Below are 20,785 nucleotides of genomic sequence, written 5' to 3' on the forward strand. Positions count from 1 at the left end.
TTCACGGGGCAGGTCGTCGCGGGAGGTTCCCGACGCAGCCCGTCGGTTCGCCGAAACTGCTCAGAGCGTGCGAACTTCGGCAAGCCGCTTGACGGCGTATTCGTCGTCCCAGCAGATGGCGGCTTCCCATGCTGCCGATGCTTGCGCGGCGATGTCATAGGCGATGCCTTCCAGACCGGCTGCATTGTGGGGCAGGACGAGGTCAAGGTCGGGCACGTCGACATGCGACTCATCCCAGTCGATCAGGGCGACGCGGTTTGCGGTCATGCGGATGTTGCCGGGGTTGGTCGGGTTGCCGTGGACGACGCTTGTTTCGCGACCGACAAGCCGCGCCCACGCCGCGCGGCATCGGGCGACGCCATTTGGCGGCATCGCGGCAAGGTCGATCCTCGTCCCCGTTTCGGCGTGCAGGAGGTCAGTCGAGGATCGCCAAGCTGGGCGCTGCGGCCAGCCCTGCGTCAACCGATGCAACTCGCGCAGTGTCTCGGCCACGCGACGCCAGTCGGCCTCCGTCTCGGGCGGCCCGCCCTGCATGTATTCCATCACTGTCAGACCATCGGCGAAGAGGCGGCCATCGGCCGTCGGGATCGGCACCGGCACGCTCAGACCTTCGCGGTCGAGGTGGCGTAGGAGTTCTGCTTCCCAAGCGAGATCAGCGTCGCTCCTGGTCCCCAGACGACCGACTGCAAGTTGGCCGCGGATGCGCAGGCTCCAGACATCATTGGCAACTCCGCCGGAGAGCCTTTCGATGCGAACCGCGTCCTTGCCCCACAGCTCCAGCGCTTCCCATCCCATACATAATCCTCAGTCTTTGATTTCCCCGACAAGCTCCCAAATGTCGACCTTCTCAGCGCGTCCCTTGACCGGGGCGAGGCCGAGGGGGCGGAAGGTGAAGCGGTCGGCGACGGCGTCGCGGGTGGCGGCGCTGACCAGGATCGATGTGTTCAGCTCCTTGTTCATGCCTTCGAGCCGTGACGCCACATTGATCGTATCGCCCATCGCCGTATATTGCTGGCGCGAAATCGCCCCGAAGCTGCCGACGACTGCCGGGCCGGTGTGCAATCCAAATCGAGTCAAAAGCTCGGGGCGGCCATTGCTGAGATTGGCTTCGTTCAACCCGTCGACCGCCGCTTTCATGGCCAGGGCGCATCGACAACCATGTTCGGCATGGCTGATATCGTCGACCGGGGCGTTCCACATGACGAAAATGGAATCGCCGAGATATTGCACGACGGCCCCGCCATGGCGCTCGGCGATGGTGTTCAGCAGTTCGAAATAGGCAGAAAGCGTGTCGACCACCTCCTCGGGCGAATGTTGTTCCGCGATGGTCGTGAAGTCTTTGATGTCGGTGAACAGCACCGTCACATCCTGTCGCTTCGCCCTGACGATCGCTCTCGTCTCGGGGTTGACGATCTGCCGGACCACTTCACGCGGCACATAAAGCGCAAACTGACCGATGGCATGACGGCTGGCCGCCAGGGCGTTTGCCAGCGTGTTGATCTCGCTGATCCAGGAGTGGGCCATCGGTTTCTCCCCCACATCCAGATCGCCGATCCTGCGCGCCTCGTCGGCCAGCCGATAGAGCGAGCGGCTGACCATGCGCGACAGCAGCACCGAGGCGCCGACACCGGCGATCACCAAGGCGGCGGCAATGAAGAGATTGCGCACCAGCAGCCGATGGGCTTCCGCCACCAGATCCGCCAGCGGCACGACGATGGCAGCCACGCTGCCCGTGAACAGGCCGGAGACGCTGACCGGGGCGATCTGCACAAGATAGGTTTCGCCATCGAAATCGACCCGCGCCAGGCCACCGCCGGCAAAGGCCGGGTCCTGCCTGAGCCGCACCACGGTTTTAAGGCTCGGGTCGAAACCGTTTGCCGTCGTGGCAAAGGCGCCTGATGTTCTCGACCATAATGCGATGATCCTGCTCATGATATCAGGGTCGGAATGGGCGACGAGATTGCCGTCGGCATCGATGATGTAGGCGCGGGCCCGCGGCGAGATCTCAGCTGCGTCGAGCAGCCGGCTGACGGTCTGCAGGTGAATGTTGATGCCGAGCACCACCTTGCCGTCGTCCCGCAGCGGGGCTGCGATCGTCAGCGTCGGAACATTCAGCGTCCCGGTGATATAGGGCCCGACGGACACCGGCGCGCCGTCCTGAATGACGGATCGATACCAGGGGCGTTGCCGCGGATCGAAGGATGTATCCTCGATCGTGCGCTCCGCGATCGGCTTTGCATCGCTGTCGAGAAAACCAAGCGTCGAGACGATATCGGCCGCTGGTCGCCGTGCGATCATTCTAATCGCGAAAGCCGTACCATCGGGTGCGGCCAGCGTCTGGCGGACGTCGCGCCGGGCCGTGTTGATCACCTGCAGGTAGGAGCCATCGGGATAGCCGGCGTAAACGCTGGTGGCGTTCGGGACGTTTCGCAGAACCTCCTGAAAGAATTGCTGTTTATCCTTGATATCCTCAGGCGGCGGGGAAATGAGCTGCGGCAGGGTGGAGGCCAGCGCCACGGCCTCGGTACCGCCCTGCAGCGTATTGCGGTATCCCTCGATCAGCCGCAAGCTCATCGCCCGCATCTGCTGCGCGCCGGCGCTGACCGCAGCTTCGGTTCCATGGCTGAATGCCATCCAGATGATCGGCGCCGATGTGCAAAGCAGCGACGCGACGACCAGGACGCCGAGATGCAGTCTGAGCGGTTTGGACCAGCGCACGCGATTTCCCCGAAATGCGGACCTGTCTCAGCAGGTAGCGCAATGCCTGCCCGGCATGCCCTACCCAACGATGCCAGCTAACTGCTTTTTGAAGGCTTGCACAAGCTGGTGATACCAGCGCTCCCGCCCTGGGAATTTGGCTGTTGCTGCGCGATGCCGGGGTAATGGAGGCTGAGCTACGAACGTCGCTGAGTTTGCCACTGAGCTCACCCCACCCTCCATCCTCCGCGGGCCTGCCCCGAGGATCCACGCCGGCCTCACCAGCGGGGGCCATGGAATCCCAGACTCAAGGCCTGGGACGACGGAGGGTGGGGGTGCGTCTTGCCAAAGAGATGGCGTGTGCGCCTTACCGCTGAAGCTCGGCATCATGAGCGTTTTTCAGCGCGTCGCATCCACCAAGCTCTTTCGTAGCGCTCGATGCCCAGTCCTGCACCTGCCGTTCTGATATCGGCAGGTCAGGGGCTTCTGCTTCGGCGAGAACCCGCAAGCTCGCGCCCTCCAATTTTGCGATTGCCTCCTCGACGTCCGAATAGATCTCGGTTCCCGGAGGACAGCCCTGTTTTTGGATATATCCCAAAAATCGTGGACGCATCGGCTTCGGCTCTACTCCGCAATATTTCTCCGCCAGGACATGCACCATCAGCGCGTAGTCGATTCCCATGAATCGCGACTCGATCGGTTCGTTCGGCTTGAAACTGTTTCGGCAAAGATTTGGAGATGCGGCTTTGGCGGCAACGAGCGGCACGCAGGCGAATATTAGGCCGCAGACATAACGAAACAATTCACTTCCCTTCATTGTTTGGGAACGAGGCCATCGAGCAGGAAGTCGAGGCCTTTGCTGAAGGCGCCGTCCCAATCATTGTCCAGCAGCAGCCGGGAGCGTTCGATGGTGGGGTAGTGTTGGCTGAGACTTGTGAGGCGCTGCTGCGCGGCGGCTCTGTCGTCGTCCGAGAGGTCGAAGCTTGCCCGGGTGGTGGTCGCGCCGATCACATAGTTCCAGAGCGACCAGATCGCGACGTTCAGATCGGCGTCGGCCACGCCGGCTCTGGACAGGGTGCTGCTCAGCAGTTCCAGGCGAGCAAGGATGTTCGGGCCGAGCGCCCGGCGTGGCAGCAGCGCTGCCGACCAGGGATGGCGCAGCATGCCGGCGCGCCAGTCTTTCAGCATGTGAACGACTTCGCCGCGCCAGTCCTGAGACGCATCGATTGGCACCGGGCCGCGATATGCGAGCACCGAATCCAGCGCCAGATCGAAGACCTCCTCCTTGTTGCCGACGTGCCAGTAAAGGCTCATCGCACCGGCGCCGAGGCAATCGGCCAGCCGGCGCATCTTCAATCCGTCAATTCCTTCGCTATCCAAAAGCTCGACCGCGGTCGCGACGATCCGTTCCAGCGAGAGGGGCTGTTCGCTGCGCGGTTCCGGCCCGGATGGCGGAGGCACTTTACGTTCAGACTGCTTGCTCTGCCCGCCACTGCGTTTGGCTGCCATCCGTTTTCCCTGCCAATCAGAACGTCGATTTAAGCCGACAATGCGATGAATGTCGATCCCGACGGATTGACTCGTACAGTGTACGATGCGAGTTAATCGTACGTCGTACGAGTCAGTCGTATCGGCGGCAAATCAATTGCGGGCCGCGGTGAGGCGGCCCGCAGTCCTCAAAGCTCAAGAGAAAATCATGTCACGCGCAATCAAGCATCTGCTCATTGGAGGGCTCATCATCATGACCATTGGAATTCCGGCTGCAGCGATGGCCAACGAGAACGATCTCAAGCTGACCATCGTCAATCCGAAAAATTTCTACGACCCCTCGCCGAACGGCTACAGCACGGCGGTGATCGTGCCGAGGCAAGGCCGGCTGGCCTATATCTCCGGGCAGGGCGGCCAGGACAGCACCGGCGCCCTGTCGCCCGATTTCGCCGTCCAGGTGAAGCAGGCCTATGCCAATTTGCGCACCGCCCTCGATGCACTCGGCGCCAGGCCGGATCAGGTCGCCAAGCTGACGGTCTTCGTGGTCGACCACGATATGTCCAAGCTTCCGGTGTTGACCGAGAACGTCAAGGCGATGTTCGGCGCAGCTCTGCCGGCGCAGACCTTGATTCCCGTTCCCAAGCTGGCGATCGACCCCATGCTCTTCGAGGTCGAAGCCGTCGTTGTTCTGGATTAGCGATGGGACTGCAGCTCGCCAGCTTTCGAAAGCGAAGCAAGCTCGCGAGCGGACTGGCCCGCGGGCAGCATGAAATTCTGCGCGGCTGCAGGGGGATGTACCGGACGGACGATTTCGCATCGAAAGGCTTGAAATTTCCGATGGACCTTGTCGATTGCAGAACCGTAAGATCGACAACCGTCTGTCAACACGGAACAATCACATGCCGATCTTTCATGCCAAGTGCAGCTGCGGCGCCCTGTCCCTGGAGGTCGATGGCGATCCTTTGCACAACCACATATGCACCTGCAGACGTTGTCAGCGTGCATCCGGCAGCGCGCTTTCACACAATGTATGGTTCCGCGAGGAGAATGTCCGGGTCGTTTCCGGAGACTATTCCGTATGGTATCCGCAGGGCGAAAGCACAGCTGATGTGATGAAAGCGTTTTGCCGGATCTGCGGCGGCGGTGGATTTTCGAAATCCGGAACATACTTCCCCGGTTCGGTCGTCATCGCGGGCGGCACATTTGCCGATCCATCCTTTCCCGCGCCGGATCATGTTCATTGGTGGAATAGTCGCCCGCACTGGATCGATCTGGCCGAGGCAATCGAGCGTCATGCCGACGAGTGAATTCGTTCGAGCAGCTGAAGACCTGGAATGACGGAAGTCAGGGCGCGGGGGTTTCGCCAAGCGGTCTGCCGACGGCTCAATCCGCCTTCGGCTGCCCCGGAAGCTCTCCGTAAGCCGTCAGAATGGCCTTGATCAGGCCGGGGAAACGCTCGTCCAGCTCGGCGCAGCGGGTTTGATTGCGCATCTCGATACCCTGGCGTTCGCTGAGGATCAGGCCGGATTCGCGCAGCACTTTGAAATGGTTCGACAGCGACGACTTCGGGATGACGCGCTCGCCGAGTTGGCCAAGTGCCGAACAGGTCCTGCCGCAGCCGGCACCGGAAAGCCAGGCGAAAATTGCGGCGCGCTCCGGATCGGAAAGCGCATAGAGGATCGCTTCGGGCCGGATGTCCTCCAATGCGGGGTGAAAAAGCGGTCTCATCAAATTTTATATAGCGACACTTGACATCAAGATCAACAGTTCCGAATTTCTGAACTACGGAACAAGGCCGCCAGTTTCGGCGGCAGTCCGGATCAGAAGGAATTGGATATGGCTAAGCTTACGGGAAAGGTCGCTGTGGTCACGGGGGCCTCCAAAGGCATCGGCGCCGCGATTGCCAAGGCGCTTGCGGCCGAAGGTGCGCAAGTGGTGGTGAATTACGCTTCGAGCAAGGCCGGAGCAGACGCCGTGGTTGACGCAATCAGCGCCGCCGGCGGCAAGGCGATCGCCGTGCAGGGCGACGTCTCGAAGGCCGAACAGGCGCAGGGCCTCGTCGATGCCGCCGTCAAGCAATTCGGCAAGCTCGACGTGCTGGTCAACAATTCGGGCGTCTATGAATTCGCGTCGATCGAGGAAGTGACCGAGGAACATTATCGCCGCATCTTCGACGTCAACGTTCTCGGCGTTCTCCTGACCACCCAGGCGGCGGTCAAGCATCTCGGCGAGGGCGGCAGCGTCATCAACATCTCCTCGGTGGTCACCAGCATGGCGCCGCCGGCCTCTGCCGTCTACACCGGCACCAAGGGCGCCCTGGAGGGCATCAACAGCGTGCTCGCCAAGGAACTCGGCCCGCGCAAGATCCGCGTCAACGCCATCCTGCCTGGAATGGTCGAGACCGAGGGCGCACACACGGCCGGCGTCATCGGCTCGGATTTCGAGCAGGTCGTCGTCGGCCAGACGCCGCTCGGCCGCGTCGGCCAGCCGGATGATATCGCCGGCGTCGCCGTCTTCCTCGCTTCCGACGACGCCCGCTGGATGACCGGCGAGCGGCTGGCTGCCAGCGGTGGTTTTCGCTAAGGCTGGCTGATGGCGCGCGCGTCTCGACGGGGCGCGCGCTGCCCGCCGGAGAGAGCCTAACACTTCCATGGCAACCAAAAGCTCCCGCATAGGTAAGCCGCGCCGCACATTCCGACCAAAGGCCCAGGCCCTTAGCCTTCAGGAACAAAGTCGGCATGGCGAGGTTGGTATTGCGATACAGCGCAAAACCCTGGGAGAAACTCATGCGGAAATCTCTTCAATTCATCCTGGTTGGCCTCGCCGCCATGACCGGCTTGACGATCTCGCCGGCGATCGTGGCTGCGCAGGATCTGGAATTGCGGGTCGGCCCTGGCGGTGTCGGTGTTTACGATCGCGACCGTGATCTTGACCGCTATGACGGATATGAACGCCGAGGTCGGCGCGGCTGCGATCCCAACGATGCGCTCGACATCGCCCGCAGCGAAGGACTTCGCCGGGCACAGATCGTCCGCATGTCGCCCCGCAGCATCGTCGTCCAGGGGATGACGCGCCGGGGACCAGATCGGATGACCTTTGCCAACCGGCGGGGCTGCCCGGAAATCTGAACTGCGTCAGTGACGAGTTGGACGGGCCGGGTTTGAGAGCGCGGCGCGGAACCTTTGGGCGCGCCGGACATTGCTGCCCATGCAGCGCTCTGCACGGGTCGGCTGCACTCTTTGAACCTTGGGAGGATTCATCATGATGAGCGGTCAATTGAAGGCGCTTCTCGCCGTTCTTGCCGTTGCCGGCTACCAGAACAGAGACAAGATCGGGGAACTCCTGCGCGGCATTCAGAACCCGCAGTCGGCCGGCTCCGGCGGCCAGCAGCCGGGCGGGCTTGGCGGCATCCTCGGCGGGCTGGGCGGTTCGGGTGGTCTTGGCGGCCTTCTCGGCGGGCTGACCTCCGGTGGCATCGTCAGCGGCGGTCTCGGCGATCTGCTCAAGACCTTTCAGCAGAACGGCCATGGCGACAAGATCGACTCATGGGTAAAACCCGGCCAGAATGCCGAGATCAATGATGGCCAGCTCGCCGAAGCCCTTGGCCCCGATGTCCTGAACGAGATTGCCCGGAATACCGGCCTGTCGCGAGACGAGATTCTCGGGCGGCTGAGCCGCGATCTCCCCAAGGCCGTCGATGATCTGACGCCTGAGGGAAAGCTGCCGACCGCCGACGAGGATTTTCTGTCGTCGGCGAGCCAATCGACCACCTCCGGGCGGCCGAGCAGCATCTGAACTTGCGATAAAAGTGATGGCGATGAAAGCGCGCGCGACCTGCCGGGGCCGCGCGTTTCGCCACAGTGGACTCGACAATTGTGGTCGGACTTGATGAAGATTCTGCGGCGCGATAAATCACCTGTTGCCATCAACGCGGATCGCCCGAAGTGAACAAGAGACATCGCAGCTCCGATACTTCCGCAACCCATGTTTTCACACGCAGCGCCATCGCGTCAGATCTTGCCTGGCTGCCTGACATGGTTGGCCTTGGAAAGCCATCGATTGCCGCTGAAGCCTATATCCAGGCCTATCTGGCGGATCCCGGCGGATGGTACTGGTCGACGATCCTGCTTCACGATCCGAAAGATATGGTATCAGCGGGTTCTCGCCATTGTCGAGCAAGCCAAATTGCCCGATCACGAGGAGGCGCTCGGTCAATTGGGCGCCGGCCCGCTCGAAGACATGATGTCGGATGAACTGCTGGATCATCTGCAGCATTGGCTGCCGTTTACGCCCGCCATGCGTTACGCGCTTGGTCAGGTTCGCATATCTGCCGAACATCCCGCCTTGCAACGGCGATTAGAGGCGATGCTTTCGCGGTAGTGCCTCCGATGACGGGTGGGCATGCCATACGTCGCTGATTTACCGCAGAGTTCACTCCACGGTCCGTCCTCTTCGGGCTTGACCCGGGGATCCACGCCGGCCCCCATCAGCGGTGGCATGGATTCCAGGCTCACGGCCTGGAATGACGGAGGTTGGGGGGGTGATGCCGAACTCGGCGTTCCGCATGGCAGCGTCTTGCCGATTGCGGCCGACCTTTATCTCGACAGGGATGTCCGAAGAAACGCGTAAACGCTGCGCATGGACTTTGCCGCGGCGTCCGGGTTGTATTTTTCGATATGTCCCAGCACCCTTCTTCCCACCGCAAATTCCGCGGCATCAAAATTGTGATAAACGCCCTTGTAGAGATTGAACTCGATGGGCGGGGCATCATCACCAATACGGGCGAGCCTCTTGCGGCATGGCTCAGCCGGGCTCCAATTGTCTCGGTCACCGCTTAAAATCAGGGTCGGCACCGTCGCATCGCCCTGACTGGCGGCGCAGGCCGGATAATAGGCGACCGCCGCCTTGAATTTGTGCTCCATCAGCTGTTCGTTCCCCTCGATCTTTGTGGCCTCCAGCGTCGCGGTGCCGCCCGTGGAAAAGCCCATCAGTGCGACGCGCCTGATATCGACGAAGCTCGATTTCGATAGGAAATTCAAAGCGCCATAGGCGTCGAAGACCCGGTCGGGCAGAGAGCTTCGGCAGGTGTCCAAGATATTGCGGGTGGTGAAGCTGTCGACAACAAGCACGACGTAACCCCAGGAGACCAGCCGCTTCGGCCAGAGGTCCTTGACGCTCGGACGCATGCCGTCGCATCCATGCATGATCACGACCGCCGGAAACGGGCCGTCGCCCGGAGGGCGGGACAAATATCCGAGCAATGGCGTGCCTGGCGGCTGCGAAAGGATTTTGCCTTGTTCCGCAGCCTTGCGAATTCGAAAGGCGCTGAGCGTGACGGGAGCGCTTTCAAACCGCACCATTTCGTCGGCATCGGCTGGGTTTTCAGCAAGCGTGATGCCGAGACAGGCGACAAGGCAAAGAAAAAGTCTCGCGGTTTTCACTGACGCCTCCATCGTCTGAGCGACAGAATGCCAATTTTACGCCGGACTTGACGGTTGGCAAAGGCGCTGATGGGGTTGGGCGGGAAAGAGTTCACAACCGCTATTTCTCACAGAGTTCACCCCTTGCTCCATCCTCCTCGGGCTTGCCCCCGAAGGATCGACGCTGGCTTCCATCAGTGGCGGGCATGGATCCTCGGCTCAAGGCCGAGGAGGACTGTGGGGTAGCGTTTTCGCCAAACTTATCGGAAAGCGGGGCATTCTGGGTCGGGCAGAGCAGAGTTTAGGCTGAGCCTCGCTCATGCTATGCTTGAAAGGCCTTGATCACCCCCCGGCAAGTCGGTTAAGCCTACCGTAAATCCAAGCTGCAAAATTTGAATCCTTACCGAATGACGATCAAATCGGTGTCGTCCTTGCCGCCGAATGCGTTGCTCACCAAGACTTGCGAGCCGGCCAGCCGCGCCGGCGCGAACCTGGTTGTCAAGCGCAGCGCCGAGTTCCGCATGGTAAAACACGCAGTTCTTGAGGTCGGCAGCAACGTCACGATTCAAGACTATTCCTTCTTCCAACTCACGATGCCTGAGCCGAAGGTGTTTATCGGAAACAACACCGTCATCGGACGGCGGAATATCATCACTGCCAAGAACCGCATATCTATAGGCAATGATGTGCTGATCGGCTCGGATGTCCAGATCATTGATCACGGCCACGGTATGAGACGAGACGTACCAATTAGGCTTCAGAAGGCCGAAATCGGTTTTGTCGAAATTGGTGATGATGTCTGGATTGGTGCAGGTGCCAAAATACTGATGAACGTTACGATAGGAACGGGCGCCGTGATCGGAGCAAACTCCGTCGTCACGGCCGATATTCCCGAATATGCAATCGCCGTCGGGTCGCCGGCGAAAGTAGTCAAATACCGCATTTAAGTCGGATTGGGATTGCAAGGGGGCAGGGCGGTCGCTCGGCCTTGGCCAGAACGGATCAACTCTTGGCGCAAATCCATAACCGATCAATTGCTTGATACCTCATGGCTTGCACTATCATGACCTTGAGGTATTGGAACACGAGAGGGCGCTTTTAAATTCTCGGTAAAGCCGTAGATGCTCCTCTGCGCCTATGTGGCCAGGAAGCATATCAATGCATAAGCAGCTAGTAAGAGAGATTGCGGCCAAGGCGGGCTTTGCCCTTGTGTCTCACGCCAAATATCGGAACGGCGGCGTTACCGGCACCAGCGGAAAAGTCTACGGAGCCGATCTCTTATTCAAGAGACGGTAACGAGACTTAAAAAACGGAAACAAAGGCGGTTCTTCGGAGCCGCCTTTTTCTTTGCCCAATCCACAATCCGGAGCCCACCCCATGCTCGTCCATAACTGGCACGACGTGCTTAAACGCGCCTGGTCCGTCCGCCTCATGGCGCTGGCGCTGCTCTTCATCGTGCTTGAGCCCGTCATCAATTTCGTCGCTGCAACCTGGGTGTCGCGCAACCTCTACATCCAGCTCGCCATGTCGGCGGCAACGGGGCTTTTCGCCGTTGCGGCGATCGTCGCCCGCATCTTCGTTCAGCAGAAAATCTCAGGAGAAATGAATGGCAAACCGCCTGCAGAAGGGTAGTGCCGCAGCGGCCATGGCTGTGGCGCTTGTCGGCTCGTTCGAGGGATTGCGGCAGAATGCCTATCCCGATCCGGCCACGAAGGGGCAGCCATGGACGATCTGCTATGGCAGCACCAATGGCGTCAAACCCGGCGATCACAAGACGGTGGAGCAGTGCAAGGCGCTGCTGGCGCTGGAACTCAAGTCCTATGCCGGCGGCGTCGAACGCTGCATGCGCGTGCCGCTGCCGGATGCGCGTTTCGTGGCGTTGACCTCGTTCGCCTATAATGTCGGCGTCAAGGCCGCCTGCGGCTCGAGCGCGATCAGGCTCATCAACCAGGGCAGGACGGCCGAGGGCTGCGAGGCGCTGTTGAAGTGGAACCGCGCCGCCGGCATCACCTTTCCGGGCCTCACCCGGCGCCGGCAGAAAGAGCGCGCCTTCTGCCTCGAGGGCATCTGATGTTCTCCCTCCTCGACACGCTCAAGATGGGCGCCGGCATCGCCGCCGGCTTGGTGCTTTATCACCTTTATGCCGTTTCGATCGGCTATCCCTCGGCGGCCCGCGAGGCGCGGGCCGGCTATATCCTGCTGGCCGAGAAGAGCGCAGCCGACGCAAGAGCCGCCGAGATGGAGCGCCAGCGCAATGCGGCGTCCCAAGCCATCGAAGAGCACCGCAAGCGCTTGGCCGCCGCCGAAGCGTCGGAGCAGGCGGCCAGAGACACACTCGAAACCGAGATCCAATCCTATGAGCTTCAGCTTTCGGAAAAGAACCGCGCTTGCGCTGTCACTGCTGCTGATCGTCAGTGGCTGCTCCGCCACTGAGCGGCTGAACAGGGCGGCGGTGACGAAGGGGCAGGCCGCGGCCGGCATGGCGCTGCCGCCCTTGCCGGACGATCTCCTGAGGCAGGAAGCGCATGCGCCTGTCGTGGAGGGCGAGCCCGTCATCGCCATCCTCGCCCGCGAGCGGCAGGCGCTCGACCGCGCCAATGCCCGCCAGGGGCGCACCGTTCGCTTCTACGCCGACCTCACCACCAGATATGGAGCCCGCCCATGATGAACGGCATCTCGCTTGCCCTGACGTATCCGAGGGGTGGAGCTGTCCTGGCGCCACCGCCTTGGGTGCCGGATCCTGATCGCTACATGCCGGCGGCGACGCGAACGCGCTGGCCAACCGGCGCGATCGCCACGCCATGGACGTTCCCGGCCGGGCTGAATTACCAATGCACCAAGCTGTTCTTCGGCTCGCCCGACTATCCGACGAACGACTTCCTTATCCCGTTCGTCGGCTTCGCGCTGACCGAAGGCGGCAATGCGCCGCAGGAAACGCAGTCTCCGAACGCCGATACCGTGATCGACGAGGCGTTCTTCGTGATGCCGAACGGCACGGAATACCCGATCTTGTTTGGCGGTCTGGTGCCGGCGACGGTCACCGCCGCAACCGGCATTGTTTACGGGCAGGTCATACTGCCAGTTGCTCTGCCGGCATGGTCGATCTTTGGCGTCCGGACGGTCTATCACGGCGCAGAGGGTGCGCAGCGCTGCGGCTCCTATCGCATCCAGCGCCATCGCGGCGAAAAGTATTGGGGTGCCGCCGACTTGGCGTCTGTACAGGCGCTGGCCGCCGCTGACGGGGCGTCCACGGCGGCGCTCGATCCTGACAGCCTTTACAACACGATCGGCAACGCGACGAATTCGCAGATCCAGGCTTACGGGCCCGCGCTTGTCCTGGCGAAAGGATGGGACGGCCGGCCGATTCCACTCGTCGTCGGTGACAGCCTGATCGAGCGGCAGGAGATCGCCGCGTCGGCCGACGAGCGCGGCAACATGGGCATGATACGGCGATGGCTCGACCAGCGCGACCAGGTATGGGGGAGCACTGTCCCGCTCGTCATGGGCGTGCCTGGTGAGCATAACGAATTCGAGCTTGCCACCAACGCTACCAGGCGATGGGTGATGATCGACGCCATCAAGACGACGTTCAACGGCGGCAAAGACATTTGGACTTTCTGCCTCGACCAGGGCGGCCGCAACGACAACAACACGACGCTTTCGCTCTGGCAGTCGCGCAAGTTCGGGCTCGATGATCGGATCATCGCCCGGTATCCCGGCGCGCATATGGTGGGCATGACCATTCTGCCGACCATGGCGGGATCGTCGGATAGCGGCCGCACGGTCGCCGGCTACAGCGCGACGTCGGCGCTGTGGAACCCGGTCACGGGGACGCTTGCCAGCATGAACGCGTCACTCATCGCGTCAACGCGGTTCGCCAAGACGATTGATATCGTGCCGGCCTTCATGTCGGACAGTGATCCGACGAAGGGATCGGCGGCCGAATTAACGCCGCTCGGCAACGTCATCGGCCATCCCGGCAACCAAGATGGCGTGACGACATGGGACACGATGCGCCTGCCAAACACGACAAAGCTCGGCGCGCGCATCATGTTCGAATATCAGCCTGGGCTCTGGACCAGCCGGACGCTGGTAGACCGAACGGATTTGGGAGACGGCACGGCGAACTACCGCGTCGCCGAAGTGCTGGCGACCAACGTGCAGGATAACGCCGCCCTGCTCGGTCACGCCTATACGGCCGCCGATTTCGTTCACCCGGCTCTCTACGGCGTCCTGCGTTTCGTCAGCCGTCTGCCTCAATCGCACAAGGCGAAGTTCTATCCATGACATCCAATGACGATATTCTCCGCGCTCTCGGGCGCGTCGAGGGAAGGCTGACCGGCATCGAGGAAAACGTCGCGCTGCTGCGCAACGAGGTCCGCGACGAAAAGGCCAATGCTCATGACAGCCGCGCCGTGATCCACACCCGGCTCGACGAACAGGCAAGGCAGATCGCACATCTCGATACCAGGGCAGCGCTCAGCGGCGGTGTCGACGCCCAGATCCGCGAGGAGATCAAGAGCCTCAAGGAGACCGTCGAGAAGAACCAGGAGACGGTGGCGCCGGCGCTGGAAGAATGGAAACGGATGAAATCGATCGGTTACGGCATTTCGGGGCTGATTGCCTTTGCCGGGCTGACGGTCGGCGGGATGATTGCCTATGCGAGCGACGGTGCGGTGGCGGCCTTGAGGCATTGGTTGAAGATCAGTTGAGCTCGCCTAAGTTACTGCGCTGCTTGGCGATCGATACATTTTTGCTGAACAGGGAGTAAGTAATACCAAAATTTAGACTTTGCTAACGAACCAATTCGCATCGTGCTGGTTTCCCTCTCAGGAGGAAACGGTCATGAAAAACATGAACAATCGCCAAGTTCGCATCCCCGGTTCGCGGGAGCATGATGTTGCAGAACATTGCCGCAAGTTCGGGATCGGTCCGGCCGAGGAAAAGAAGCTGAAGAAACTTCTCGGGGTTCGGGCGCCGCTGCATGAAATCCAGGCCAATGCGCCGCCGAGACAGCCGCGGTGGCGTTAGCAACGGTCGCGGTTCAGGCAGAGGATCTGACTTGTTTCACGCTGCGTTACGGTGATGATTCAAAGATTGAGCGAACCGCGGAAAGGCGAGGGGAGATGATCCCGTTTTCCGGTCTCTACGGCCGATTCTGTTGCTCATGCAGGGCCGTTTATGGTGATTATCCCGCGAAACCCGCTGAAAGCCCCGCTCTGCCGGGGTTTTTTGCTGGGCTGATGATGCGCGTTCGTTTTTCGTCAGCGCCGACACATACCAGTCTAGCGATTGAAGCGAAGCGAAGCAATTTCCGCTTGTTCCTCCGGCCGACTTGCGAGAGCAAAGGCTCATTTGCGGCGCCGATATGGGCGGAACTTCCGACAAATATTGACGTTGTGGCCGACGGACCGCGTAGCAGGTCTTGTCTCCTGTACCAACTGCTGCCCCTGCAGTCGCTGCGCGGTCCACTGCCACATCTCTCATGGCGGAAGTGCTCTTCCGCCCAGCAGCGCACAAATCCAATCAATACCGAAGCTGGCGCGACAGCATGAGGATATAATCGTCGGCGATATCGGCGATCACCATCGCGGCTTCCGCCGGCGGATAACCCCTGCTGACGGCCTCGCCGAGGATCTTCATGACGAGAGGTTCAAGCGCTTCCCGGCAGTCGGCGAGAGTTTCGACATGCGGGCATTTGGGACGAAATTCCAAGACGTTGTTCATGGCTTACCCTCCATATGATCGAGCTCCGGCCTATATGGAAGCCGGCCTCTTCAGGAGAGGCGGGCCACGGTTCCGGCGAGCTGCTTCAGGAACCACAGATGTTACCCTGAAGATACGATGGCATAGGGCCTGATGTATTCAAGCGTATGCTGATATTAAGGTAAGCCAGTAGGGTTAATTCGTCCACTGAATCGTGTCATCGCAAGCCAGTGCCGGGAGCCGTGAGAGTTGCCCACCCGGCAACCCCCTATCCTTGTTCCCTTTTTCAGGCGTTGGTTTTCAGGCGCTGGTGCGGCGGCCGGCCTTATCGGCCTCTTTGCGATTGGCGCCATATTTTTCGATGATGTCTTTGGCATCCTCATTGGAAATACGATGTTTCTTTGCGAAGTAGATCACGTCGTAGGGTCCGTCGGTCGTCGCCGCGTTTTTGGTTTTGTCATCGGTCATGATATTTCCTTTCATGGAATTGTCGAGCTGAGTGGCGCGTCATGGCAGGACACGCCAGCTGCATGGTCTCATCAGGATTTGAGAGCCAGCATTCCGTCAACGTCGGCCGGACTGGCTTCGTTCCGGTTATCGATGCGACCGAGCTGTCGTGTGTTTTTCCCAGATCTGGGTTGCCTGAGCTGCGGTGCCGATTTTGTAGAAGGTGAGCAGGTGCCGCCCTTCCGCCCGTCGTTTTTCGTCGAAAGCGCTGTTTTCGTAGTCGGACCCTTCGATGATGCTCTCGCTTTTAAGAACGTCCTTCAGTTCCTGTACGAAATGTCCGGTGATGTTGAAAAGCGTCTCGTTTTCGGGTGCGTGGTTCATGGTTTTCCTTCGTGATGGTCGCGTGCCATTAAACGCGATGCTGGCTCAGCACGCGTTGGTAAAAAGCATCAAGCAATCCGCGCCCCTATGGGAAGGCTGGTATCGGACAGCGCTTAGCCGTGTCTGTGTGGAGTTCCATATATCGTGCAGCAACGCCGCCCTGCGAAATCGAGGGGGCACGGCAGGTCTGAAGGCTGCACCTTAAACCACTTGCCTCCCAGATATCATATCAATCGAAATGCCGAAGAATATGGAGGGAGCAGGACTGTCTTCGCTTTCCGAGTTTAACGCAAGCGATCCGGGTTCCCACCAAAACGGTTGCTTTTGCAGAAGAGACCAGGCGTGGATGCGCTCGTCATGGCGGGCCGGCGTATCGGTCAGCTCATCAGAGGTGCCCTGAACAAGCACGCTCTTCCACGTTCGGTTTTCGCCGAATTCTTCCACCTGAACACAGGCTGGTGCATTGGCCCGCAATAGATCAACTTTCAGGCCCGGCATCGAAAATATAAAAATCCGGTCTTTTTCATACGCATAGTGGATGGGAACGATATAGGGATATTGGTCGCCCTGGCATGCTAGGTGGCCACGGGTGTGGCCGGCCAGAAAGGCGAGGCAATCTTGTTCATCCATTTCTCGCAACTGCATTTGCGTTGTCCAGTTCCGTCATCAGGGTTAGTGACCTCGTCCGACAAGCGCAGCGAGGCGCGTCTTGGCCCGCCACGGTGTTGCAGCGCTTACCAGAGCACATCCTTGAAGACGACATAGATGATAAAAGCCACGCTGATCGCCGGCGTCAATTTCACCAGAAAGTCGATATAGCGGAGCCTCCCGGCATGCTGAGCCAGACTTTTCCACGAATGGATTTTTATCATGGCTGACATGATGCCCTCCTTTGGGGCCGGTGAACTCTAACTACCCCGAAGCGGTGCCCGTTCACAAACTGCCACTACACCAGATATGGGTGCCAAACGTCTGCGCTACAAGGCGTGCGCGATTGCCGGTCAGGCAGGGAGCTCGCGCCGCTGCGCACAATCGCCAAGGGCGGCGCGAGCGTGCGGCGAGGACGGGGCGCGCTCATACAGGACTGTGCTTTTACCTCGACCATCGCTTCGATCAGCTTCAGGCGATCGAGCTTTCGCCGTTGATCATCGTAGAGCCTGCCCAACAGCTCGTAGGCCAATCCCGAGGGGCTGCCCTTAAGCCGTAGTCTCCCGATTACCATTTCCTGCTGGGCAATGCGTTGCGCCGCCTTCACGATGTGGCAACGTGCAAGCCTAAGGTCTTTCGTTCGGTATCGTGTCGAAACCATGCTTTGCCCCTCTGTCATCCGGCAGCCGCAGGTCCACCGTCGTTTCAGTCGCCGCGGTTCTGCGTCCGGAATTGTGCAGAAACAAAAAAAGGTGAGCATTTCCGTGGTTCTGAAAACGGAATTATTCTAACGAAAATCTTCGGCCTTGAGCGTGAAGTTGTTTCCGCGTCGATGCTGATAGGCTCTCGATGCTGCCTCCTGAATGGAAGAACGCGCGGCGTCGAAGGCATTGAGGTATGCGGCCTCGGACGAACTCTGTGTGATAGCACCACCGAGTGCGCCTTCCTCGACCAGGAAGCGGACCTCGAACATGCCGTCATAGCCGGTGAAGCGCACGCCTTTTCGCACTTCGTCGAAGCTCCGGCTTCGGTTTGGAAAGATAAGTGCCATGGCGGTCGATCCTTAGAGATGGGCGCGGGCCGTTGTGCGGGCCCGGGAGCCGACGATGATCTGGATGCACTCAGAGAAGCACGAGCTTGAAGCCTGTCGGCATGTAGCGACCGCCAACCGATCTTAATGGCCTATCTTAGTGGCCAACCGATCTTAATGGATAGTCTGCACGATGACCCTGTTCTCCAGCAAGGCCTCCGAAGTCTTGATCAAGCGCACAGTGCTGGCAATGATCTGGTCGGAATAAACAGGGTCCGCATGGGAAATTTCATCCGTCATATCGCGGAGAACGCTGTTTATCTCAAGCAGAGACGGCACAAGATTGAGCAATCCATCAGCCGCCAGCCCGTAAGCCAGGCGGCCGATGGCCTCACTCAGATGATCTATAAGGGCACGTCGTTCGGAAACCGCCAATGCCGACGGCCTTGTGAGGGTCGCTTCACCGTTGAACTGCATGATGCGTATCCTCCTCTCTCTAAAATGGGTTTTGCGACGACATTATCAATGGCTGCCGGCGAATGAGGTTGCGGCCATGTGGCAAAGAGCGCAAGCTGAGCGATCGGCGGGCACGATAAGGGCACCGCCGCTTGGGGCGCGTGAACCCTAGCCCCAATAAAGGAGGACTTCATGTCTTCCACATCTGAACGGTTTTTCGATGTCACCAATTTGCGAATGCTGGAGCGCATTCTTCGAAAGGCCGGTTTCCGCGGCGGCGAAACCTATGCGATTGATATCAGCGAGATCAGCGCGACTAGTTTCCTCATTCATTGTTTCCAGATTGGAATCGTCGATGAGGCGGCGCTGAGGTCGGCTCTGAGAATGTATCTTGCAACCCAATTGAGTTCAGGGCCGCTCACCCAAGCAATCGAAGACGCGTCCTTTGTAAGATGGCAGGATGACGGCGGCGCCCCGCCCAAGGCCTATCGGATTGGCCGGTATACGGCACCCACGGGTGCCAACCCATCGCGGCGACCGGTCGGCTATCGCTTCCCAAGAACCAGGTTGCCTGAACGATGATCGTCAGTCACCGCCGCTCACTGCGGCGGCATACGCACCCAAGAGGGTGATCTCCCGACGCAGCAGCAATTCGACGCAATAGATTGGCGAGAGCCGAACGCGAGGGGGGCGGTTGGTCGAAAGCCCGTTCTCACGGGCTTTCCTTTGACTTCGAGCCGTCAGGCCGCACCGAACGGCACGGCGACGAAAGTCTTGCCGCCATCGCGTTCGACGAGCAGTAGCACCGATTTGCGGCCGGCCTTGCCGGCCTCGGCAATCGCCGTCTTGACGTCGCGACTGTTGTGGACCGGCCTGTCGTTGACCGAGACGATGACATCGCCCGACTGAATGCCGGCGGCCGCGGCCGACTTGTCGGGATCGACGCTGGCGACCACCGCACCGCTGACGGCGCGCGGCAGGTTGAGCTGCTGGCGCACGTCCGGCGTCAGGTCGGCAAGGCCGATGCCGAGGCTCGGCTGGCCGCTGCTCTCACCCTTGTTGTCCGAGCTTTCGGCGGCGGCCTGTTTCTGGCCATCCTCATTGCCGCCGACGGTGACGTTAAGATCGATCGTCTTGCCGTCGCGCCAGATGCCGAGAGATTTTTTGGCGCCTGGCGAAAGATCGGCCACCAGCCGCGACAGGTCCTTCGGCGTCTTGACGCTCTCGCCGCCAACCGAGGTGATGATATCGCCCGGCTTCACACCGGCATGGGCCGCCGGCGTATCGGCGGTGACGGCGGCAACCAGTGCGCCGCCTGTTTTGTCGAGGCCGACGGCATCCGCGACGTCTTTCGTCACGGGCTGGATCTGCACGCCGAGATAACCGTGATCGATCGTGCCGTCCTTCTGCAGCTTGGCGACGATCGCCTTGGCCTCGTCGGATGGAATGGCGAAGCCGACGCCGACACTGCCGCCGTTCGGCGAATAGATGGCAGTGTTGATGCCGACGACATTGCCGCTGCGGTCGACGAGCGGGCCGCCGGAATTGCCATGGTTGATCGGCGCGTCGATCTGGATGAAATCGTCATAGGGGCCGCTGTGCAGGTCGCGGCCGCGCGCCGAGACGATGCCAGCCGTCACCGTGGTGCCGATGCCGAAGGGGTTGCCGATCGCGAGAATCTGGTCGCCGAGCTTCAGCCGGTCGGAATCGCCCCAGGCAATGGTCTGCAGCGGCTTGCCCGCCTCTATCTTCAAGACGGCGACATCGGATTTCGGGTCGGTGCCGATCAGCTTGGCCGGCAGTTCGGTGCCGTCATCAAGCGTCACCTTGATGTCGACGGCGTTGTCGATGACATGGTTGTTGGTGACCACAACGCCATCCGGGCTGATGATGAAGCCGGAGCCGAGCGCCATTGCCTGCTGCGAGGGCCGGTTTTTCGGCGCCTGCCGCGGCAGTGGGATGCCCTGATCCTCGAAGAACTGGCGGAACTGCTCATCCATCGGCGACTGCTGATCGGCGCTGACATCGGTCGCCTTCACAGTCGTGGTGATGGTGACGACGGCAGGCTTGTCGGTGTCGACGATGGAGGCGAAGGAGCCGCCGGCGGCGAGGACGCCGCCGGCATCCGCAGGCGAGGCGACGGCATTCGCCGCGTTGAGGGTGAAGGGCAGGCATGCCGCGCCGGCGATGATGGCAGCCCCGACCAGGGCTGCGGCGCGATGTTTGCGGAGGATGTGTGACATGGTGATGGTCCCTTGCGAGAGTGTTGGATTGTGGCGTCGGGGTTCCATGGCGTCGTGGTTCATGTCTTGGGACCTGGCGTCGGATGGCGTTGGCGCCAATTCATCTCATCGCAGCGCAGTCGTTTAGGTCGCGACCGGGCGAATGCAAGAATTCGCGCTCGGGATTCATATGATCGCGGTTGGTGGATTTACAAATTAAATATTGATCATCTTTATATTGCCGATTTGTAAGAAATGACCGGAATTTAATCTTTGTGCCGAAGGTG

At 60.5% G+C, this 20,785-nt stretch carries 30 protein-coding genes; 15 read left to right on the forward strand and 15 right to left on the reverse strand.

The genetic code is table 11. The annotated features are described in order from the left end of the window. Window positions 1-60: 60 nt before the first annotated feature. From K6N12_RS05735 to K6N12_RS05750, 4 genes are all read right to left on the reverse strand, one after another. On the reverse strand, window positions 61-795 hold the full coding sequence (locus K6N12_RS05735; RefSeq protein ID WP_097627408.1) for a phosphotransferase enzyme family protein: 735 nt from the start codon (window positions 793-795) through the stop codon (window positions 61-63). A gap of 9 nt (window positions 796-804) precedes the next feature. Next, entirely contained in the window at window positions 805-2,718 is a 1,914-nt protein-coding gene (locus K6N12_RS05740; RefSeq protein WP_097627409.1) for an adenylate/guanylate cyclase domain-containing protein, read from the reverse strand. Between the two features lie 346 nt (window positions 2,719-3,064). Then, window positions 3,065-3,499, reverse strand: coding sequence for a hypothetical protein (locus K6N12_RS05745; protein WP_097627411.1), 435 nt, complete (start codon window positions 3,497-3,499; stop codon window positions 3,065-3,067). 11 nt (window positions 3,500-3,510) lie between these two features. Next, on the reverse strand, window positions 3,511-4,206 hold the full coding sequence (locus tag K6N12_RS05750; protein ID WP_097627413.1) for a TetR/AcrR family transcriptional regulator: 696 nt from the start codon (window positions 4,204-4,206) through the stop codon (window positions 3,511-3,513). A gap of 187 nt (window positions 4,207-4,393) precedes the next feature. Here K6N12_RS05750 and K6N12_RS05755 point away from each other — a divergent pair, with 187 nt between their 5' ends. Then, window positions 4,394-4,882, forward strand: coding sequence for a RidA family protein (locus tag K6N12_RS05755; RefSeq protein ID WP_097627415.1), 489 nt, complete (start codon window positions 4,394-4,396; stop codon window positions 4,880-4,882). Between the two features lie 202 nt (window positions 4,883-5,084). Further along, window positions 5,085-5,492, forward strand: a complete 408-nt coding sequence (locus K6N12_RS05760) for a GFA family protein (RefSeq protein WP_097627417.1) — start codon at window positions 5,085-5,087, stop codon at window positions 5,490-5,492. Between the two features lie 76 nt (window positions 5,493-5,568). Here K6N12_RS05760 and K6N12_RS05765 read toward each other — a convergent pair whose 3' ends face one another. Next, complete coding sequence (locus tag K6N12_RS05765) at window positions 5,569-5,913, reverse strand: ArsR/SmtB family transcription factor (RefSeq protein ID WP_097627419.1); 345 nt, start codon at window positions 5,911-5,913, stop codon at window positions 5,569-5,571. A 108-nt stretch (window positions 5,914-6,021) separates the two neighbouring features. Here K6N12_RS05765 and K6N12_RS05770 point away from each other — a divergent pair, with 108 nt between their 5' ends. The 4 genes from K6N12_RS05770 to K6N12_RS05785 all read left to right on the forward strand — a co-directional run bounded on the left by K6N12_RS05770 (window position 6,022) and on the right by K6N12_RS05785 (window position 8,565). Beyond that, window positions 6,022-6,768: a glucose 1-dehydrogenase gene (locus tag K6N12_RS05770; protein WP_097627421.1), complete on the forward strand. Its 747-nt coding sequence runs from the start codon at window positions 6,022-6,024 to the stop codon at window positions 6,766-6,768. A gap of 203 nt (window positions 6,769-6,971) precedes the next feature. Next, on the forward strand, window positions 6,972-7,313 hold the full coding sequence (locus K6N12_RS05775) for a hypothetical protein (protein WP_097627423.1): 342 nt from the start codon (window positions 6,972-6,974) through the stop codon (window positions 7,311-7,313). Between the two features lie 133 nt (window positions 7,314-7,446). Continuing rightward, on the forward strand, window positions 7,447-7,980 hold the full coding sequence (locus K6N12_RS05780; protein ID WP_097627425.1) for a YidB family protein: 534 nt from the start codon (window positions 7,447-7,449) through the stop codon (window positions 7,978-7,980). A gap of 264 nt (window positions 7,981-8,244) precedes the next feature. Beyond that, window positions 8,245-8,565: a hypothetical protein gene (locus tag K6N12_RS05785; protein ID WP_245426851.1), complete on the forward strand. Its 321-nt coding sequence runs from the start codon at window positions 8,245-8,247 to the stop codon at window positions 8,563-8,565. A gap of 215 nt (window positions 8,566-8,780) precedes the next feature. Here the strand turns inward: K6N12_RS05785 and K6N12_RS05790 are convergent, their stop codons facing one another. Beyond that, a complete protein-coding gene (locus K6N12_RS05790) occupies window positions 8,781-9,626 on the reverse strand; it encodes a dienelactone hydrolase family protein (protein ID WP_097627427.1) in 846 nt (281 codons plus the stop codon). Between the two features lie 386 nt (window positions 9,627-10,012). Here K6N12_RS05790 and K6N12_RS05795 point away from each other — a divergent pair, with 386 nt between their 5' ends. The 8 genes from K6N12_RS05795 (at window position 10,013) to K6N12_RS05830 (ending at window position 14,636) form a co-directional block, all read left to right on the forward strand. Beyond that, window positions 10,013-10,552, forward strand: coding sequence for an acyltransferase (locus K6N12_RS05795; RefSeq protein WP_246645410.1), 540 nt, complete (start codon window positions 10,013-10,015; stop codon window positions 10,550-10,552). Window positions 10,553-10,982: 430 nt separating this feature from the next. Further along, window positions 10,983-11,237, forward strand: coding sequence for a DUF7940 domain-containing protein (locus tag K6N12_RS05800; protein ID WP_097627456.1), 255 nt, complete (start codon window positions 10,983-10,985; stop codon window positions 11,235-11,237). Further along, a complete protein-coding gene (locus tag K6N12_RS05805; protein ID WP_131711717.1) occupies window positions 11,212-11,676 on the forward strand; it encodes a lysozyme in 465 nt (154 codons plus the stop codon). The genes K6N12_RS05800 and K6N12_RS05805 overlap by 26 nt, the downstream gene beginning before the upstream one ends. Then, window positions 11,676-12,038 (forward strand): hypothetical protein, encoded by a 363-nt coding sequence (locus tag K6N12_RS05810; protein WP_097627459.1) that lies wholly within the window; start codon window positions 11,676-11,678, stop codon window positions 12,036-12,038. Before K6N12_RS05805 ends, K6N12_RS05810 begins: the two co-directional genes overlap by 1 nt. 19 nt (window positions 12,039-12,057) lie before the next feature. Beyond that, window positions 12,058-12,270: a hypothetical protein gene (locus K6N12_RS05815; protein WP_097627461.1), complete on the forward strand. Its 213-nt coding sequence runs from the start codon at window positions 12,058-12,060 to the stop codon at window positions 12,268-12,270. Continuing rightward, the gene (locus K6N12_RS05820) at window positions 12,267-13,892 is read left to right on the forward strand and encodes a hypothetical protein (RefSeq protein ID WP_097627463.1); all 1,626 of its coding nucleotides are present in this window, start codon (window positions 12,267-12,269) and stop codon (window positions 13,890-13,892) included. Before K6N12_RS05815 ends, K6N12_RS05820 begins: the two co-directional genes overlap by 4 nt. Further along, entirely contained in the window at window positions 13,889-14,317 is a 429-nt protein-coding gene (locus K6N12_RS05825; protein WP_097627465.1) for a DUF1515 domain-containing protein, read from the forward strand. The genes K6N12_RS05820 and K6N12_RS05825 overlap by 4 nt, the downstream gene beginning before the upstream one ends. A gap of 133 nt (window positions 14,318-14,450) precedes the next feature. After that, window positions 14,451-14,636, forward strand: a complete 186-nt coding sequence (locus K6N12_RS05830; protein ID WP_097627467.1) for a hypothetical protein — start codon at window positions 14,451-14,453, stop codon at window positions 14,634-14,636. Window positions 14,637-15,131: 495 nt separating this feature from the next. On the opposite strand, the gene K6N12_RS05835 is transcribed toward K6N12_RS05830, so the two are convergent. The 8 genes from K6N12_RS05835 to K6N12_RS05865 all read right to left on the reverse strand — a co-directional run bounded on the left by K6N12_RS05835 (window position 15,132) and on the right by K6N12_RS05865 (window position 18,297). Then, a complete protein-coding gene (locus tag K6N12_RS05835; RefSeq protein WP_097627469.1) occupies window positions 15,132-15,332 on the reverse strand; it encodes a hypothetical protein in 201 nt (66 codons plus the stop codon). 279 nt (window positions 15,333-15,611) lie between these two features. Continuing rightward, complete coding sequence (locus tag K6N12_RS05840; protein ID WP_097627471.1) at window positions 15,612-15,779, reverse strand: DUF3606 domain-containing protein; 168 nt, start codon at window positions 15,777-15,779, stop codon at window positions 15,612-15,614. A 126-nt stretch (window positions 15,780-15,905) separates the two neighbouring features. Next, on the reverse strand, window positions 15,906-16,142 hold the full coding sequence (locus tag K6N12_RS05845) for a hypothetical protein (RefSeq protein ID WP_097627473.1): 237 nt from the start codon (window positions 16,140-16,142) through the stop codon (window positions 15,906-15,908). A 201-nt stretch (window positions 16,143-16,343) separates the two neighbouring features. Further along, window positions 16,344-16,787, reverse strand: a complete 444-nt coding sequence (locus tag K6N12_RS05850) for a pyridoxamine 5'-phosphate oxidase family protein (protein ID WP_097627475.1) — start codon at window positions 16,785-16,787, stop codon at window positions 16,344-16,346. A gap of 89 nt (window positions 16,788-16,876) precedes the next feature. Next, the gene (locus K6N12_RS05855) at window positions 16,877-17,023 is read right to left on the reverse strand and encodes a hypothetical protein (protein WP_165503970.1); all 147 of its coding nucleotides are present in this window, start codon (window positions 17,021-17,023) and stop codon (window positions 16,877-16,879) included. A 65-nt stretch (window positions 17,024-17,088) separates the two neighbouring features. Continuing rightward, window positions 17,089-17,451 carry a hypothetical protein gene (locus tag K6N12_RS34785; RefSeq protein WP_097627759.1) on the reverse strand — a complete coding sequence of 121 codons (363 nt, stop codon included), beginning with the start codon at window positions 17,449-17,451 and terminating at the stop codon, window positions 17,089-17,091. A 126-nt stretch (window positions 17,452-17,577) separates the two neighbouring features. After that, the gene (locus K6N12_RS05860) at window positions 17,578-17,841 is read right to left on the reverse strand and encodes a DUF1488 family protein (protein ID WP_097627477.1); all 264 of its coding nucleotides are present in this window, start codon (window positions 17,839-17,841) and stop codon (window positions 17,578-17,580) included. Between the two features lie 153 nt (window positions 17,842-17,994). Beyond that, complete coding sequence (locus K6N12_RS05865; protein ID WP_097627479.1) at window positions 17,995-18,297, reverse strand: hypothetical protein; 303 nt, start codon at window positions 18,295-18,297, stop codon at window positions 17,995-17,997. A 171-nt stretch (window positions 18,298-18,468) separates the two neighbouring features. On the opposite strand from K6N12_RS05865, the gene K6N12_RS05870 reads away from it, so the two are divergent. Next, on the forward strand, window positions 18,469-18,858 hold the full coding sequence (locus K6N12_RS05870; RefSeq protein WP_097627481.1) for a hypothetical protein: 390 nt from the start codon (window positions 18,469-18,471) through the stop codon (window positions 18,856-18,858). A gap of 158 nt (window positions 18,859-19,016) precedes the next feature. Here K6N12_RS05870 and K6N12_RS05875 read toward each other — a convergent pair whose 3' ends face one another. Next, window positions 19,017-20,519, reverse strand: a complete 1,503-nt coding sequence (locus K6N12_RS05875) for a DegQ family serine endoprotease (protein ID WP_097627483.1) — start codon at window positions 20,517-20,519, stop codon at window positions 19,017-19,019. Between the last annotated feature and the right edge of the window lie 266 nt (window positions 20,520-20,785).

Source organism: Rhizobium redzepovicii, from assembly GCF_019793435.1.
In the GTDB taxonomy this organism is placed as follows: Bacteria; Pseudomonadota; Alphaproteobacteria; order Rhizobiales; family Rhizobiaceae; genus Rhizobium; species Rhizobium redzepovicii.

Coding starts and splice junctions, on each gene's coding strand:
- K6N12_RS05735 (WP_097627408.1), bottom strand. CDS start 795: ATGGGATGGGAAGCGCTGGAGCTGTGGGGCAAGGACGCGGTTCGCATC.
- K6N12_RS05750 (WP_097627413.1), bottom strand. CDS start 4,206: ATGGCAGCCAAACGCAGTGGCGGGCAGAGCAAGCAGTCTGAACGTAAA.
- K6N12_RS05755 (WP_097627415.1), top strand. CDS start 4,394: ATGTCACGCGCAATCAAGCATCTGCTCATTGGAGGGCTCATCATCATG.
- K6N12_RS05760 (WP_097627417.1), top strand. CDS start 5,085: ATGCCGATCTTTCATGCCAAGTGCAGCTGCGGCGCCCTGTCCCTGGAG.
- K6N12_RS05765 (WP_097627419.1), bottom strand. CDS start 5,913: ATGAGACCGCTTTTTCACCCCGCATTGGAGGACATCCGGCCCGAAGCG.
- K6N12_RS05770 (WP_097627421.1), top strand. CDS start 6,022: ATGGCTAAGCTTACGGGAAAGGTCGCTGTGGTCACGGGGGCCTCCAAA.
- K6N12_RS05775 (WP_097627423.1), top strand. CDS start 6,972: ATGCGGAAATCTCTTCAATTCATCCTGGTTGGCCTCGCCGCCATGACC.
- K6N12_RS05780 (WP_097627425.1), top strand. CDS start 7,447: ATGATGAGCGGTCAATTGAAGGCGCTTCTCGCCGTTCTTGCCGTTGCC.
- K6N12_RS05795 (WP_246645410.1), top strand. CDS start 10,013: ATGACGATCAAATCGGTGTCGTCCTTGCCGCCGAATGCGTTGCTCACC.
- K6N12_RS05800 (WP_097627456.1), top strand. CDS start 10,983: ATGCTCGTCCATAACTGGCACGACGTGCTTAAACGCGCCTGGTCCGTC.
- K6N12_RS05805 (WP_131711717.1), top strand. CDS start 11,212: ATGGCAAACCGCCTGCAGAAGGGTAGTGCCGCAGCGGCCATGGCTGTG.
- K6N12_RS05810 (WP_097627459.1), top strand. CDS start 11,676: ATGTTCTCCCTCCTCGACACGCTCAAGATGGGCGCCGGCATCGCCGCC.
- K6N12_RS05820 (WP_097627463.1), top strand. CDS start 12,267: ATGATGAACGGCATCTCGCTTGCCCTGACGTATCCGAGGGGTGGAGCT.
- K6N12_RS05825 (WP_097627465.1), top strand. CDS start 13,889: ATGACATCCAATGACGATATTCTCCGCGCTCTCGGGCGCGTCGAGGGA.
- K6N12_RS05830 (WP_097627467.1), top strand. CDS start 14,451: ATGAAAAACATGAACAATCGCCAAGTTCGCATCCCCGGTTCGCGGGAG.
- K6N12_RS05835 (WP_097627469.1), bottom strand. CDS start 15,332: ATGAACAACGTCTTGGAATTTCGTCCCAAATGCCCGCATGTCGAAACT.
- K6N12_RS05840 (WP_097627471.1), bottom strand. CDS start 15,779: ATGACCGATGACAAAACCAAAAACGCGGCGACGACCGACGGACCCTAC.
- K6N12_RS05845 (WP_097627473.1), bottom strand. CDS start 16,142: ATGAACCACGCACCCGAAAACGAGACGCTTTTCAACATCACCGGACAT.
- K6N12_RS05850 (WP_097627475.1), bottom strand. CDS start 16,787: ATGCAGTTGCGAGAAATGGATGAACAAGATTGCCTCGCCTTTCTGGCC.
- K6N12_RS05855 (WP_165503970.1), bottom strand. CDS start 17,023: ATGTCAGCCATGATAAAAATCCATTCGTGGAAAAGTCTGGCTCAGCAT.
- K6N12_RS34785 (WP_097627759.1), bottom strand. CDS start 17,451: ATGGTTTCGACACGATACCGAACGAAAGACCTTAGGCTTGCACGTTGC.
- K6N12_RS05860 (WP_097627477.1), bottom strand. CDS start 17,841: ATGGCACTTATCTTTCCAAACCGAAGCCGGAGCTTCGACGAAGTGCGA.
- K6N12_RS05865 (WP_097627479.1), bottom strand. CDS start 18,297: ATGCAGTTCAACGGTGAAGCGACCCTCACAAGGCCGTCGGCATTGGCG.
- K6N12_RS05870 (WP_097627481.1), top strand. CDS start 18,469: ATGTCTTCCACATCTGAACGGTTTTTCGATGTCACCAATTTGCGAATG.
- K6N12_RS05875 (WP_097627483.1), bottom strand. CDS start 20,519: ATGTCACACATCCTCCGCAAACATCGCGCCGCAGCCCTGGTCGGGGCT.